General features: G+C 71.7%; 13 protein-coding genes. 4 read left to right on the plus strand and 9 right to left on the minus strand.

Going from position 1 to position 15147, the window contains the following annotated elements; translation table 11 throughout:
- The 3 genes from ACFYY8_RS22155 to menC form a co-directional block, all read left to right on the plus strand.
- Nucleotides 1-242: membrane dipeptidase (locus ACFYY8_RS22155; protein WP_390043699.1), on the plus strand; the 242-nt coding region annotated here is incomplete at its 5' end.
- Nucleotides 239-1045 carry a GNAT family N-acetyltransferase gene (locus ACFYY8_RS22160; RefSeq protein WP_390043701.1) on the plus strand — a complete coding sequence of 269 codons (807 nt, stop codon included), beginning with the start codon at nucleotides 239-241 and terminating at the stop codon, nucleotides 1043-1045. The genes ACFYY8_RS22155 and ACFYY8_RS22160, both read left to right, overlap by 4 nt.
- 80 nt (nucleotides 1046-1125) lie before the next feature.
- Entirely contained in the window at nucleotides 1126-2244 is a 1119-nt protein-coding gene (gene menC / locus ACFYY8_RS22165; RefSeq protein ID WP_390043703.1) for an o-succinylbenzoate synthase, read from the plus strand.
- A 66-nt stretch (nucleotides 2245-2310) separates the two neighbouring features.
- On the opposite strand, the gene efeB is transcribed toward menC, so the two are convergent.
- From efeB to efeU, 3 genes are read right to left on the minus strand one after another with little or no spacing between them, the layout of a single operon-like run.
- Nucleotides 2311-3570, minus strand: coding sequence for an iron uptake transporter deferrochelatase/peroxidase subunit (gene efeB, locus ACFYY8_RS22170; protein ID WP_390043705.1), 1260 nt, complete (start codon nucleotides 3568-3570; stop codon nucleotides 2311-2313).
- A gap of 43 nt (nucleotides 3571-3613) precedes the next feature.
- Complete coding sequence (efeO, locus tag ACFYY8_RS22175; RefSeq protein WP_390043707.1) at nucleotides 3614-4756, minus strand: iron uptake system protein EfeO; 1143 nt, start codon at nucleotides 4754-4756, stop codon at nucleotides 3614-3616.
- Nucleotides 4757-4770: 14 nt separating this feature from the next.
- Nucleotides 4771-5619: an iron uptake transporter permease EfeU gene (gene efeU / locus ACFYY8_RS22180; protein WP_390043709.1), complete on the minus strand. Its 849-nt coding sequence runs from the start codon at nucleotides 5617-5619 to the stop codon at nucleotides 4771-4773.
- A 241-nt stretch (nucleotides 5620-5860) separates the two neighbouring features.
- Here efeU and ACFYY8_RS22185 point away from each other — a divergent pair, with 241 nt between their 5' ends.
- Nucleotides 5861-6712 (plus strand): hypothetical protein, encoded by an 852-nt coding sequence (locus ACFYY8_RS22185; protein ID WP_390043711.1) that lies wholly within the window; start codon nucleotides 5861-5863, stop codon nucleotides 6710-6712.
- Nucleotides 6713-6716: 4 nt separating this feature from the next.
- Here ACFYY8_RS22185 and ACFYY8_RS22190 read toward each other — a convergent pair whose 3' ends face one another.
- The 6 genes from ACFYY8_RS22190 to ACFYY8_RS22215 form a co-directional block, all read right to left on the minus strand.
- Complete coding sequence (locus ACFYY8_RS22190) at nucleotides 6717-7412, minus strand: ABC transporter ATP-binding protein (protein WP_390043713.1); 696 nt, start codon at nucleotides 7410-7412, stop codon at nucleotides 6717-6719.
- On the minus strand, nucleotides 7409-9232 hold the full coding sequence (locus ACFYY8_RS22195) for a dipeptide/oligopeptide/nickel ABC transporter permease/ATP-binding protein (protein ID WP_390043715.1): 1824 nt from the start codon (nucleotides 9230-9232) through the stop codon (nucleotides 7409-7411). The genes ACFYY8_RS22190 and ACFYY8_RS22195 overlap by 4 nt, the downstream gene beginning before the upstream one ends.
- On the minus strand, nucleotides 9232-10236 hold the full coding sequence (locus ACFYY8_RS22200) for an ABC transporter permease (protein WP_390043717.1): 1005 nt from the start codon (nucleotides 10234-10236) through the stop codon (nucleotides 9232-9234). The genes ACFYY8_RS22195 and ACFYY8_RS22200 overlap by 1 nt, the downstream gene beginning before the upstream one ends.
- Nucleotides 10237-11823 (minus strand): ABC transporter substrate-binding protein, encoded by a 1587-nt coding sequence (locus tag ACFYY8_RS22205; protein WP_390043719.1) that lies wholly within the window; start codon nucleotides 11821-11823, stop codon nucleotides 10237-10239. It abuts the gene before it with no gap.
- A 27-nt stretch (nucleotides 11824-11850) separates the two neighbouring features.
- Nucleotides 11851-13437, minus strand: a complete 1587-nt coding sequence (locus ACFYY8_RS22210; protein WP_390043721.1) for an ABC transporter substrate-binding protein — start codon at nucleotides 13435-13437, stop codon at nucleotides 11851-11853.
- A 96-nt stretch (nucleotides 13438-13533) separates the two neighbouring features.
- Entirely contained in the window at nucleotides 13534-15123 is a 1590-nt protein-coding gene (locus ACFYY8_RS22215; protein WP_390043724.1) for a PucR family transcriptional regulator, read from the minus strand.
- Between the last annotated feature and the right edge of the window lie 24 nt (nucleotides 15124-15147).

A 15147-nucleotide genomic window follows, 5' to 3' on the forward strand; every position in this document is an offset into this window, starting at 1 on the left:
TCGACCACGTCGGCCTCGGCCCCGACTTCGTCCGCGAAGTCATCCACGACACCACCCCACCCTGCTGCGAGGACACCGCCCCCGACGGACTCGACGCCGCGGCCTCCGTCCCCGGCCTCGACGGGCCGCGTGGCCTGCCCATGGTCACCGAGGCGCTCCTGCGGCGCGGGCTGCCCGAGGAGGACATCCTCAAGATCCTGGGCGGCAACGTGCGGCGTCTGTTCCAGCGGGAACTGCGATGAGCGGGGTCGGGCTCGACGCGACCGCGACCGGGGTCAGTCTCCGTGAGCTCCACCACCTCGAGGAGCTGGAGGAGGTGTACCGGCTGCTCGGTGAGATCTGGCAGTCGGAGCCGGGCAACGCGCCGATCAGCGTCGAACTGATGCGGGCGCTGTCGCACGCGGGCAACTACATCACCGGGGCCTACCTGGACGGGCGCATGATCGGGGCCTCGGTCGGCTTCCTCGCCGCCCCCGCCGGACGGGCGCTGCACTCCCACATCACCGGGACCACTCTGGGCAACGGCGTCGGCTTCGCCCTCAAACAGCACCAGCGTCTGTGGGCCCTCGAACGCGGCCTGGACACCATCACCTGGACCTACGATCCGCTCGTGCGCCGCAACGCCCACTTCAACCTGGCCAAACTCGGCGCCTTCCCCACCGAGTACCTGCCGTCGTTCTACGGCGTCATGGGCGACGCGATCAACGCCGGTGACGAGTCCGACCGCGTCCTGGCGACCTGGCCGCTGGCCGTCCCGCACGTCGCCGCCGCGGCGGCGGGCACGCCGTACGCGGTGGACGTCCCGGTGGACGCCGTCGTCGGGCTGCGCGACCGGGACGGCCGGCCCGCGGCCGGTCGTACCGACGCGGAGATCGTGCTGATCGACCTGCCCGCCGACATCGAGACGCTGCGCCACACCGACCCGTCCACGGCCCGCGCCTGGCGCCAGGCCCTGCGGGAGGTCCTCGGCGGCCTGATGGCGCGGGGCGCCCAGGTCGTCGGCTTCCACCGCAAGAGCAGCTACGTCGTCCGGCTCCCCGCCTGACCCCTCCGGACGCTCCGAAGACCGCAGGCACACCGCAGAAGGCACACCGCAAAGGAGACGCGGCACCGGCCGCACACATCATGAAGATCACCGGAATCGAACTCCGTCGCATCACGATGCCCCTCATCGCCCCCTTCCGTACCTCCTTCGGCACCGAGCACCACCGCGACACCCTCCTCGTGCGCGCGGTGACCCCGGACACCGAGGGGTGGGGTGAGTGCTCCGCGATGACCGCCCCGCTCTACTCCCCCGAGTACACCGAGACGGCCATCGACGTCCTGCGCCGCTATCTCATCCCCGCGCTGGTCCCCCACCTCGCCCAGCCCGGCCCCTTCGACATCAACGCCGTCCACCGGGCCCTGCGCCGCTACCGGGGCCACCAGATGGCCAAGTCCGCCCTGGAGACCGCGATTCTCGACGCCGGGCTGCGCACCGCGGGCCAGTCCCTCGGCTCCTACCTCGGCGCCGCCGTCCCGACCGTCCCCTGCGGCGTCTCGGTCGGCATCATGGACTCCATCGAGGCCCTGATCGACGCCGTGGACGACTACGTCGGCCAGGGTTACCGGCGCATCAAGCTCAAGATCGAGCCGGGCTGGGACCTGGCCCCGGTCCGCACCGTCCGGGAGCGCTTCGGCCCCGACCTGCTCCTGCAGGCCGACGCCAACGCCGCCTACACCCTCGCCGACGCCCCCCATCTGGCCAAACTCGACGCCTTCGACCTGCTGCTGATCGAGCAGCCGCTGGCCGACGACGACCTCGTCCAGCACGCCCAGCTCGCCAAGCGGATGAGCACCCCCATCTGCCTCGACGAGTCGATCCACTCCGCCGAGCACGCCGCAGCCGCCATCGCCCTGGGCTCCTGCTCGATCATCAACATCAAGCCCGGCCGGGTCGGCGGTTACCTCGAGGCCCGCCGCATCCACGACATCGCCGGCGCCCACGGTGTGGCCGTCTGGTGCGGCGGCATGCTCGAAACCGGCATCGGCCGCGCCGCCAACGTCGCCCTGGCCGCCCTGCCCGGCTTCACCCTGCCCGGTGACACCTCGGCCTCAAGCCGTTACTACACCACCGACATCACCGCCCCGTTCGTCCTCCAGGACGGTCACCTGCCGGTTCCCACCGGCCCGGGCATCGGCGTCGACCCCATCCCCGAGCTGCTCGACGAGATCACGGTCTCCACCGAGTGGATCCCCTTCTGAGCACGCCGTACGGCCCGCGCGGAACCTCCGCGCGGGCCGTTTCCCTGCGCCACGACCGGGCCCGGCTCAGGTGAGCAGGGTCCTGCCCCAGTAGTCTCCGGCGTCGCGGACCCCGCCCGGGCAGGCGAACAGGCCGCTCGACACGTGCTTGATGTACTCGTTGAGCGCGTCGTGCCTGGCCAGGGAGAGCTGGATCGGAACGAACTGGCGGTGCGGGTCGCGCTGGTAGGCCATGAAGAACAGGCCCGCGTCCAGGCGGCCGAGGCCGTCGGAGCCGTCCACGTAGTTGTAGCCCCTGCGCAGCAGGTGGGCGTTGCCGTTGCTGCTGGGGTGGGCCAGCCGTACGTGGGCGTCGGTCTTGATGAGCGGCTGTCCCGCCGCGTCCCTGGCGTTGAAGTCGATCGGGTCGAACTCGGCCTTCTTCCCCAGCGGGGCGCCCTCGCCCTTGTCACGGCCGAAGATCTGCTGCTGTTCGTCCAGCGGGGCCCGGTCCCAGGTCTCGACCATCATCCGGATCTTCCTGGTGACCAGGTAGCTGCCACCCGTCATCCAGTCCTGGCCGTCGCCGGGGGCGACCCACAGCTGCTCGGCGAGCAGCGCCTCGTCCTCCAGCTTGAGGTTGTTGGTTCCGTCCTTGAACCCCATCAGGTTGCGGGGCGTCGCCTGGGCCCGTGAGGTCGAGGAGGTACGGCCGAAGCCGAGCTGCGACCAGCGCACCGAGACCCGCCCGAAGCCGATGCGGGCCAGGTTGCGCACGGCGTGCACGGCGACCTGGGGGTCGTGCGCGCACGCCTGGACGCAGATGTCACCGCCGGAGATCTCCGGCAGCAGGGCGTCGCCGGGGAACTTCGGCAGCGGGGCCATGGCGGCCGGTCTGCGTGACGCCAGGCCGAACCTGTCGTCGAACAACGAGGCACCGAAGCCGACCGTCAGGGTGAGCCCGGAGGCGGGCAGCCCGAGCGCCTCCCCCGTGTCGTCGGGCGGCGCCTCGGGCAGGCCGCCGACGGCGCCGAAGGTGCCCGCCTCCCTGCCCTGGGTCATCCGCGCCGCGGCGGCCGTCCACTCCTGCATCAGCTCGTCGAGCTCGGCCTTCTTGTCGGTGATGACGTCGAAGGCGACGAAGTGCAGCCGGTCCTGGGCCGGGGTGACGATGCCCGCCTGGTGCTCGCCGTAGAAGGGCACCGCGTCGGTGGCGGAGGCGACACGGGCCGCGGTCGGGCCCTGTCCGCCCTCGCCCGCCCGCAGCGCGACCACACCCGCCCCGGCCGCCGCGACCCCCGCCGCGCCCAGGCCGAACAGCTTCCTGCGGCTGATCCGCTCACTCATGCCTTCTCCTCAGTCCGGCCCGCGCCGCAGGCGACGGTCCCGGTTACTTCGCGACGATCGCGGCGATCTTGCTGATCGGTTCGGACAGCGCGTTGATCGAGTCCGACAGCTTCTTCAGCTCGTCCTTGGACAGCTCGGTGTGGAGCTTCCAGCCGTCGCCGGCGCGGTGCGTGCCGAGCTCCGCCTCGGTCGCGGCGAACCTCTCGTCAAGAGTCTTGACCAGGTCGGGAGCCCGCTCCTCAAGCACCGGCCTGAGCGCCTGCACGGCGGCCTTCGAACCCTGCAGGTTGGCGTCGAAGTCCCACAGGTCGGTGTGCGAGTAACGGTCCTCCTCACCGGTGATCTTGCCGGAGGCCACCTCGTCCAGCAAGCCCTTGGCGCCGTTGCCCAGCAGAACGGGGGAGATCTCGGCGCCGTTGGCCTTGTCGACGATGGTCTTGATGTCGGCCATCAGCTTGTCGGCGACCGGGCCGTCCTTGCTGACGTCCTTGGTGACCCAGAGGTCCTTCTCGATCTTGTGGAAGCCGGTCCACTTCTCGCCCTCGGCCAGGTCGTTCTCCCGGGCGTCGATGGCCGGGTCGAGGTCGCCGAAGATCTCCGCGACCGGCTCGATCCGCTCCCAGTAGGTCCGCGCGACCGGGAAGAGCGCCTTGGCCTTGTCGATGTCACCGGCCTTGACCGCGTCGACGAACTCCTGGGTCTTGGCCAGCAGGGTGTCGCTCTGGGTCTTGATGTAGCGCTTGTAGCCCGCCGTCGCCTCGGCCAGCTTGGCGTCGTCGCTGAGCGGCTTGTGCTCGCCGGTCACCTTCAGCGGGCCCCTGATGCCCTTGCCGGTCATGCCCGGCTTGCAGGCGGTCTCGTAGGCGCCCGCGGGCAGCTCGACGATCACCTCACGGGTCAGGCCGGGCACGATGTTCTCCACCTCGCCCATCACCCGGTCACCGGGGGCGTAGACGTAGAACTCGGTCACCTTGCTGCCGGCGTTGGTGATCGTGAAGGTCGAGGTGCCCGCGGTGACCTCGGTGACCGCGACCTTGCACTCGGTGTCGTTCGCGGCGACGGTGATGGGGCCGCCCGCCGAGCTGCTCGCCGCCTGCGGGCCCGCGGCGGGGGTGCCGCCGCCGGAGCAGGCGGTCAGGCCCGCCATGGCGAGGAATCCGATGGCGACGACGATGGGAGTACGCATGTTGAACCCTGGTTTCATGCCGCGGGACGCGGGTCGGAGACGGAGAGGGGAGGGGAGGCGGGCCGCTTGCGCTGGGGCCGCAGGAAGAGGAAGAGGGTGGGCACGACGTAGAGGAGCCAGGCGGCGGTCTCCAGCACGCTCGGCTGCGGGGTGATGTTGAACATCCCGGACATCAGCGCGCCGTACCAGGAGTCGGCGGGCATGACGGAGCTGATGTCGAAGGCGTAGGTGGACAGGCCGGGCAGGATGTTGGCCTCCTGCAGGTCGTGCACGCCGTACTTGAAGATGCCCCCGGCGACCAGGATCAGCAGCAGGCCCGTCCAGGTGAAGAAGACGGTCAGGTTGATCCGCAGCGCGCTGCGGTACAGACCCCAGCCGAGGGCGACGGCGGTGAGGATGCCCAGGGTGATGCCGATCAGCGGGCTCGCCGACGTCGTCGCGCCCTGCACGGAGGCGAAGAACAGCAGGGCGGTCTCCAGCCCCTCGCGGGCCACGGCCAGGAAGGACATGACCACGACGGCGCCGGTGCCCACCTGGATGGCCTCGTCCAGCCTGGCCCGCAGCTCACCGGAGAGGGAGCGGGCGGCCCGGCGCATCCAGAAGATCATCCAGGTGACGAAGACCGTCGCCAGCAGCGAGGTGACGGCGTCGAACATCTCCTGCTGGCCGTGGCTGAGGTGCGCCGCGGTGAAGGTCAGCAGGGCGCCGAACCCGACGGAGAGGGCGACGGCCACGCCGACGCCCGCCCAGACCTGGGGAAGCCGGTTCTTCCTGTCGCTCTTGACGAGGAAGGCGACGAGGACGGAGACGACGAGGGTCGCTTCGAGGCCCTCTCGCAGTCCGATGAGGTAGCTGGCGAACACCTGGACTCCCGGGAAAACTACGAAGGCTTACCTAATTTAGGGCAGGGCAACCTTACTCTCCACACGAGGATGCTCCTTTTCCGGTCCCCGGTCGAGTTTCCCTTTCGGATGGTTTCGGTTCACCACGACGTCGCCGAAGAGGCCGGGCGCCGGATTCCGGTCCGGTTTCCGGAACCGGCGCTGTTCTCCGTCCGGACCGGCCAGCACACTGAGGCCGAGAGGATCCGAGAGGAGGACGCCCGTGGACCCCACATCGGCCAGACGTCTCTGGCAGTCCGTCGAGCCGTTGCACGCCGCGGTGTACTTCACGCCCGAGCCCGCCGAGGCGGCCAGGGCGCTGGGACTGCCGGGGTGGTGGGCGGGTTACCTCACCGGGCGGGTCGCGCCGCTCGGCCCGCTCGACGCCCCCGCCGCCACGGCCGTGCTGTACGGCTTCGCCCCCGGCAGGGTCGCCAGGGCGCTCCCCGGCGCCTGGGCCCACGCCTCTCCGGGGGACGTGCTCGCCGCCCGGCTCGGCGCCGTACGCGCCGTGCTGGAACGGGCGCTGCCACCCGGGCTGGACGGTCTGGAACGGCTGGCGTCGCTGTTGGAGACGGCGGCCGGGGCGTGCCGCTTCGACGGCAGGCCGCTGGCGGCCGGGTGGTCCGGCGTCCCGGCTCCCCCGGACCCCGTGGGACGCCTGTGGCTGGCGGCGACGGTGCTGCGTGAGCACCGGGGGGACGGGCACGTCATCGCGTCGGTGCACGCCGGGCTACGGGGGCTGGACGCCATCCTCACCCACGTGGCCACCGGGGCGATCACCAGGGAGTCCGTCCAGATCAACCGGGGCTGGAGCGACGAGGAGTGGCGGGAGAGCCACAGCGGGCTCACCGCCAGGGGGCTGCTCGACCGTGCCGGGCGGCTGACCGGGTCCGGTGAGCGGCTGCGGCGCGAGATCGAGGACGCCACCGACCGGCTGGCCGCCGACCCGGTCACCGCCCTCGGGGAGTCCGGCGTCGAGGAGGTCGTCGCGCTGGCCGCCCCGCTCGGCAGGCACCTCGTCGACACCGGTGTCGTCCCGGTGCCCAACCCGATCGGCGCCCCCAGGCCGTGACGTCTCAGGAGGTACGGCCCAGGCGGGGGACGGCTTCGAGCAGGGAGCGGGTGTAGTCGTGCCGCGGGGCGCCGACGACCTCCTCGGTCGGCCCCGTCTCCACCAGCCTGCCCTGGTGCATCACCGCGACGACGTCGGAGACGTAGCGGACCACGGCGAGGTTGTGCGAGATGAACAGCATCGACAGGCCGAGTTCCTCGCGCAGCGAGCGGACGAGGTTGAGCACCGCGCCCTGCACGGAGACGTCCAGGGCGGAGGTGATCTCGTCGGCGACCAGCAGCTCGGGCCTGGCGCCCAGCGCCCTGGCGACGGCCACCCGCTGCCGCATGCCGCCCGACAGCTCGCGCGGGTAGCGACCGGCCAGGGTCGCGGGCAGCGAGACCAGCGAGAGCAGCCGCTCGACCTCGGCCCGGCGTTCCGCGCGGGGCAGGCGGAGTCCCTCTCCGACCGAGGCGCCGACGGTCATCCTGGGGTCGAGGGAGGCGTAGGGGTTCTGGAAGACCATCTGGATGCGCCGCGGATCGGCCCCGGTGATCTCCCCCCGGTACGGCACCAGCCCGGTCACCGCCTTGGCCAGGGTCGACTTGCCCGAGCCGGACTCGCCGACCAGCCCGACGATCGCCCCCGGCGGGATCTCCAGTGTGACGTCGTCGACGGCGGTGAAGGCACCGAACCGCACCGTCAGGTTCTTTATGATCATGAGGCCTCCCAGCAGGCGACGCGGTGCGCCTTGCCGTACGGGACGAGGGGCGGCAGTTCGGCGCAGCGGTCGCCGGCCAGCTCGCAGCGGTCGGCGAAGGCGCAGCCGGAACCGACCTCGGCCGGAGCGGGCTGACGGCCGGGGATGCTGGCCAGCGGCAGGGACCTGTCGGTGTCCATGTCGGGCAGCGAGGCGACCAGCGCGCGGGTGTAGGGGTGCGCGGCGCCCGTGGCGAGCTGTTCGACGGGCAGTTCCTCGACCACCCTGCCCGCGTACATGACGACGACCCGGTGGCACAGCTCCCCGACCACGGCGATGTCGTGGGAGATGAACAGGGTCGCGGCGCCGGTCTCCGCGGTCACCTGCCGCAGCAGGCGCAGGATCTGCCGCTGCACCGTCACGTCCAGCGCGGTGGTCGGCTCGTCGGCGATGATGAGCCGTGGCGTGCCCATCAGGCCCATCGCGATCACCACCCGCTGGCGCATGCCGCCGGACAGCTCGTGGGGGTGCTGGCGGGCACGCCTGGCGGGTTCGGGGATGCGCACGTGGTCGAGGCGGTCGACCGCCCGTTCCCAGGCCTGGGCGCGCCCCGCCCCCTGGTGCACGGTGGACACCTCGGCGAGCTGGCCGCCGATCCGCAGCGCGGGGTTGAGGGAGGCCATCGGGTCCTGGAAGACCATGGCGAGCGAGGTGCCGAGCAGTTTGCGGCGCTGCTGCTCGGTGAGGTCGTCGAGGTCGGAGCCGCACAGCCGCAGCCTGCTCGCCGTCACCTCGCCCGGGTAGGGCACCAGGCCGCCGACGGCGGAGGCGGTCAGGCTCTTGCCGCTGCCCGACTCGCCGACCAGGCCGACGATCTCACCGGGCGCGATGGTCAGCGACAGACCGCGGACCGGGGTCACGCCGCCGGGGAAGGTGACGGTGAGGTCGCGCACCTCCAGGACGGCCTCGGGGTCGGGCTCGGTCTCCTGCCGGGGTACGGCCGCGCCCGCGGGGGCGGCCTTGACCGCCGCGCCGCCACGTGCCGCGGCCCGGGCCAGGGCGTCTCCGAGCAGGTTGAACCCGATGCCCGCGAGCGCGACCGCCACGGCGGGGCCGAGCGCGACGGCCGGGGTGTCGTAGATGCGGCCGAACCCGTCGAACAGCAGCCGTCCCCAGTCGAACGACGGCGGCTGCACGCCGAGCCCGAGGAAGGACATCCCGGCCAGCGCGAGCAGGGCGTTGCCCAGCGCCTGGGTGAGGTTGAGGATCAGCGGCTCGGCGATGTTGGGCAGGACGTGGCGGGTCATGACCCGCATCCGGGGCACGCCGAGCATCCTGGAGGCCGCCACGTAGTCGGCGCTCGCGACGGAGGCGGCGAGCGTCTGGGTGAGCCGCGCGAAGCCGGGCGCGAGGGCCACGCCGATGCCGAGCACGGCCCCCTTGGCGCCCAGCCCGGAGATCACCGCGGTGAACATGGCCAGCAGCAGGCTGGGGAAGGCGACCAGGGCGTTGACCGTGCCGGTGACCAGGCGGGCGCCCCTGCGGGGCAGCACCGAGGGCAGCGCGCCGAGCACGATGCCCGCGGCCGCGCCGATGAGCGTGGTCAGCAGGGCCAGGACGAGGGAGAGCCGTCCGGCGACGAGAACCCTGGCCAGGATGTCCCGGCCCAGGTTGTCGGTGCCGAGGAGGTGTTCGCCCGAGACCCCCTGGAGGATGGCCGCCGGGTTGATGCGCTCGGCCTCCGCACCCCAGATCGGCGGCCCGATGACGGCCAGGACCACCATGAGCGCGACCAGTATGGTCCCGGCGAGCCCGGCCGGGGTCCGCAGCAGGTGCCGCATCAGGTCTCCTTCAGGGCGGAGGTCGGGTCGAGCAGGCCGAGCAGCACGTCGACGAGCAGGTTCACCACGAGCACGATCGCGCCGTAGACGAGGATCACGCCCTGGGCGACGGGATAGTCCTTCTGGGTGATCGACTCCACGATCCGCAGGCCGAGACCGGGCCAGGCGAAGACGTACTCGACCAGCACGCTCCCGGCGATCAGGCCGGTGAGCAGCAGGCCGCCGATGGTGAGGGTCGCGGTGAGCGTGTTGGGCAGGACGTGCCGCAGGTGGATCCGGGCGGAGGGCAGCCGTTTGGCACGCGCCAGCCGTACGTAGTCGCTGCCGAGTTCGCGCAGCGTCTCCACCCGCGAGATGCGGGCGATCATCGCGGCGGGGGCGATGGCCAGGGACAGGACGGGCAGCACGTAGGACTCGGGGCCGCCCTTGCCCGCGGGCGGGAACCAGCCGAGCCCGATGGCGAACAGGGCGACCGCGGCGATGGCGTAGAGGAACTCCGGTATCGCGACGGCCGTGCCGGTGGCCGAGGTGAAGGCCGCCTCGGTGCCCCGGTTGCGGCCGTTCTCCGTACGGACCCCGGCCCACATGCCGAGCGGGACCGCCACCAGCAGGGCGACGACGGTCGCGAGCAGGGCCAGCGCCAGGGTGTTCGGCAGCCGGGAGGCGATGACCTCGCCGACCGGCTCCCCGCTGAGGAAGGAGGTGCCGAAGTCGCCGGAGACCACGTGGCCGACGTAGGAGGCGAGCTGGGTGAGGATCGGCTGGTCGAGACCGAGGGCCGCGCGCCTCGCCTCGACCAGTTCGACCGGGGCCGCCGGGCCGAGCGAGGCGCGCACCGGGTCGCCCGGGATGAGGTGGATCATCGCGAACGACGCGACGAGCAGCACGGCCAGCGAGATCACGAAACGGACGAGGTGCCGCAGCACGAACGCCCCTCGCGCACGGCCCCGGGAGCCGCCGTCCGTGGACGGGCGGCGGCCCCGCAGACGAGGGATGACGGCCACTCAGCCCGCCTCGGTCATCCGGATGGAGGTCGGCACGAACGTGCCCGCCACCATGTCGAACGTGGCGTTCCGCTTGGCGATGAGCATGGTGGTGTCCACGGCGGGCACCAGGTCGGAGGCCTCGAACAGGGCCGACTCGGCCTGGGACCAGAGCTTGCAGCCCTCCTCGCCGGGCTTGGTCACGGCCTCGGCGACGAGTTCGCTGTAGCGCTGGTTGCTCAGGTGGGCGAAGTTGGCGCCCTTGGGGGCCGACGGGCCGGACAGGAACCCGACCAGCTGGGTGGGGAGCGTGACCCCAATGGGCAGCCAGACCACGTCCCAGTCCTGGGCGGCGTTGAGCGACTCCGACAGCTTGGTGTCGATGACGCCGTTCAGCGTGACCTCGACACCGGCCTTCTTCCAGGACTGGGCGAGGTACTCGTTGGCGGCCTGGGTCGCCGCGCCCTTGGTGGTGATGTACAGCAGGCGCAGGCTGAGCCGCTTGCCGTCCTTGACGCGGATGCCGTCGGCTCCGGCCTTCCAGCCGGCGGCGTCCAGCGCCGCGGCGGACGCCGCCGGGTCGAACGCGGGGACGTGGCCGGTGACGCTGTCGCCCTGGCAGGGCTTGGGGTCGCCGACCAGCCCGGTCGCCGGCCGTCCCGTGCCGCTGGTGGCGATCCCGGCGAGTTCGGGGAGGTTGATCGCCTGGGTGAGCGCCTTGCGCACCGCCGGATCCTTGGCGGGCCGGTCGTCGCCCTGATGGTAGAAGAACTGCCCGTTGCCCGCCGACGCGATCGTCTTGCCCATGCCCGGAGTGGCCTCAAGGCGCTTGCGGTCGGCGCCGTAGACGATCGCCCCGTTGATGTCACCGGAGATCAGCAGGTTGGCGGCGGTCTGCTCGTTCGGCACGACCTTCAGCACGACCTTCTCCGGCATGCCGGACCCCTTCGTCGCCGCGCCGCCCGGCCCCCAGACGTAGTCCTCGCGCAGCTTGAAGGTGTAGTGGTCGCTGGGCACCGCCTCGGTCAGCGTGTACGGCCCCGAGCCCGAGGAGGCGTGCGCGATCGAGGAACGGTCCTTGAGCCCCTTGCCGCAGACCACGAACATCAGCGTGGTGCTCTCCAGGATGAAGCTGAACGGCTGGGGCGTGGAGAGCGTCACGGTGCCCGCCGCGTCGTCCGCCTCGGCCTTCATCCCGGCGGGGACGAGCACGCCGTACACGGGGGACTTCGTCGCGGGGTCGGCGATGTGCCTGACGTTCTCGGCCACGTCGGACGGGGTGAGCTTGGAGCCGTCGGAGCAGGTGACGTCCTTGCGCAGGGTGAAGGTCACCGAGTCCGGCTTGACGTCCCACTTCTCGGCGAGCCTGGGCAGGAGCTTTCCGTCCGGGGTGTAGGCGACCAGGGTGTCGTAGGCCAGCGACAGCGTGGTGTTGGTGACCCCGAGGATGCCCATGGCCGGGTCGAGCGCCCCGGGATCGGCGCTGAGCGCGAAGGAGAAGGTGCCTCCCGCCGCGGCCTTGCCCGAGGGGCCGTCGGAGGTGCCGCCGCAGGCGGTCGCGAGCAGGCTCAGGGTGGCGAGAGCGGCCACCGGAGCGGTTTTCTTCATCGGAACTCCAGGAAGGATTCTTGCTGCTTAGCCTGCCGCGGTCATTCGGATAGAGGTCGGGGAGAACGAGGCCGCGGGGAAGTCGAAGGTGGCGCCCCTCTGGGCGATGAGCACGGTGTTCTCCACGACCGGGACCAGGTCGGAGGCCTCGAACAGGGCCGACTCGGACTCGGTCCAGAGCTTGCAGCCCTCCTCGCCGGGCTTGGTCACGGCCTCGGCGACGAGCTTCTCGTAACGCTCGTTGCTCAGGTGGGCGAAGTTGGCGCCCTTGGGGGCCGACGGGCCGGACAGGAACCCGACCAGCTGGGTGGGGAGCGTCACGCCGATGGGCAGCCAGACCGCGTCCCAGTCCTGGGCGGCGTTGAGCGACTCCGACAGCTTGGTGTCGATGACGCCGTTCAGCGTGACCTCGACGCCCGCCTTCTTCCAGGACTGGGCGAGGTACTCGTTGGCGGCCTGGATGCCGGCCCCCCTCGTGGTCACGTACAGCAGGCGCAGGCTGAGCCGCTTGCCGTCCTTGACGCGGATGCCGTCGGCTCCGGCCTTCCAGCCCGCCGCGTCCAGCGCCGCGGCGGACGCCGCCGGGTCGAACGCGGGGACGTGGCCGGTGACGCCGTCGCCCTGGCAGGGCCTGGGGTCCGTCACCAGGCCCCTGACCGGCCGTCCCGTGCCGCTTGAGGCGATCCCGGCCAGTTCGGGGAGGTTGATCGCCTGGGTGAGCGCCTTGCGCACCGCCGGATCCTTGGCGGGCCGGTCGTCGCCCTGGTGGTAGAAGAACTGCCCGTTGCCCGCGGCCAGGACGAGTTTGCCCATGCCCGGGGTGGCCTCAAGGCGCTTGCGGTCGGCGCCGTAGATCACGGCGCCGTTGAGGTCGCCGGAGATCAGCATGTTGGCGGCGGTCTGCTCGTTCGGCACGACCTTCAGCACGATCTTCTCGGGCTGCCCCTGGTTCTTGGTGGTCGCGCCGTTCGGCCCCCAGGCGTAGTCCTCACGGAGCTTGAAGGTGTAGTGGTCGCTGGGCACCGCCTCGGTCAGCGTGTACGGCCCGGAGCCCGAGGTGGCGTGCGCTATGGACGACCTGTCCTTGAGTCCCTTGCCGCAGACGACGAAGATCTGCGCGGCGTTCTCCAGGATGAAGCTGAACGGCTGGGGCGTGGAGAGCGTCACGGTGCCCGCCGCGTCGTCCGCCTCGGCCTTCATCCCGGCGGGGACGAGCACGCCGTACACGGGGGACTTCGTCGCGGGGTCGGCGACGTGCCTGACGTTCTCGGCCACGTCGGACGGGGTGAGCTTGGAGCCGTCGGAGCAGGTGACGTCCTTGCGCAGGGTGAAGGTCACCGAGTCCGGCTTGACGTCCCACTTCTCGGCGAGGCCGGGAACGATCTTCCCGTCGTCGGCGGCGAAGACCAGCGGGTCGTAGGCCAGCGACAGCACCGTGTTGGTGATCGAGAGCACCGCCATGGCCGGGTCGAGCGCCCCGGGGTCGGCGCCGAGTGCGAAGGAGAAGGTGCCTCCTTCGGCGGGCTTCCCGGACGGGCCGTCGGAGGTGCCTCCGCAGGCGGCCACGAGCAGGCTCAGGGCGGCGAGGGCGGCCACCGGACCTGTGTTTTTCATCGGAACTCCAGGAAGGTGGGGGGCGATGCCCCACACTCGCTCTTTCGCGCGGCTCGTTCTTCGTGCTCAATCACAAAAAGCGGGTCGCCCGTCGTGTTATCTGCCGAAGATCCGCATCTGGAGCATCACGGTCAGCCTGGCCTCGGAGTCGCCCAGGTCCAGGCCGCCGATCTCGGTGAGCCGCTTCAGCCGGTAGCGGAAGGTGTTGGCGTGCACGTGGACCCTGGTCGCGGCGGCGTTGACGTCGCCGAAGGCGTCGAGGTAGGCCCGCAGGGTGGGGACGAGCTCGCTGCCGTGCTCGGCGTCGTAGGCCAGCAGCCGTTCGTAGGGGCCGGTCGGCGCCTGCTCCTCCGCCTCGGCCAGGTCGGCCAGCTGCAGCAGCAGCGCCTCGAAGTGCACGCCGGTGTAGCCGGCGACGGCGCCGGAGGCCTCCCTGGCGCGCAGCACCCGCAGCGCCCTGTCGGCGTCGGCCCTGGACCTGGCCACCTCGGAGAGGTTTCCCGCCAGGCGCCCGACCCCGATGTTGGCGGGGTGTCTCGGGCCGACGCGGGCCAGGAAGCTCTCGGCGACCCGTACGGCCCGTGACTCCTCCTCGCCGCCGCTGCCCGCGTGCAGCGGCAGGACGGCGTAGGCGACCGAGCCGACCAGCGCGGCCGCCGCCTTGGGGTGGATGGCCCCGACGTGCAGGGCGAGCGCGTCGCAGAAGCGCTGCCTGTCGCTCTCCCTGCGCGCGGCGTCGCCGTCCGACCTGCCGCTGAGCTGGGCGGCGAGCACGCACAGCCGTTCGCTGGCGACACCGAGCCGTCCCGCGGCCTCGGCGGCGTCCTTGCCCCCGGCCAGTACGGTCGACAGCAGGTCGGCGCGGAGCCTGCGGCGGGTGTCGGCCCCGGCCCGCTGCCGCAGCAGCTGCAGGGCGACGATCTTCGCGGCGTCGGCGAGGGCGCGCTGCCGCTGGTCGCTCAGCGGCTCGCGCACCGCGGCCCAGATGGAGCCGAGGATCTCGTCGCCCGACCGTACGGCGACCGCGGCTCGGTGGATGCTGTCGCCGTCCAGTTCCAGGTAGATCGGCTCGTGGCTCTGGTAGAGCTTCCTGAAGAAGCCGCGTTCCTCCAGCATCCGCCGGTAGCGCATGGGCACCTGGCGGCCGAGCACCGTCTCGACACGGCCCGGGTCGGCCTCGTCCTGCCGTCCCGAGTAGGCCAGCACCCTGGAGGAGCGGTCCTCGATGGTCACCGGGGCGTCCAGCAGCGCGCACACGGCGTTGGCCAGCGAGAACAGGTCGTCGGCCGGGGCCTCCCCAGGCTCGGCGAGGTCGCCCTCGGCCAGCAGGGAGCGCAGCAGGGCCGCCACCTGCGCCCAGGAGGCGGCCCTGGTCAGCCCGAGGACCGCGACCCCGGTCTCCAGGACCTTGGCACGGACGAGTTCGTCGACGTCGACGGGCTGTTTGACGACGACACCCGCCGCCGGGCCCGCCGCGTCGAGCAGGGCGCAGATCTGCTCGGCGCGGTCGACCCCGACGGCCAGCAGGATGTTCCCCTCGGCGAGCAGCAGCTCGTCGAGGGGGTCGTAGATGTGCACGCCGGTGACCTCGGCGTCGAGCTCGCCGGGCGAGGCGGCCACGTCCAGCACCGTGCTTCCCAGGTCTTCCAGGATGCGTCGGAGGCTGGAACGTGGCCGATTACTCATCTGCTCACGATAATGGACATAAAG

This window comes from Streptosporangium sp. NPDC001559, assembly GCF_042893955.1.
GTDB lineage: Bacteria > Actinomycetota > Actinomycetes > Streptosporangiales > Streptosporangiaceae > Streptosporangium.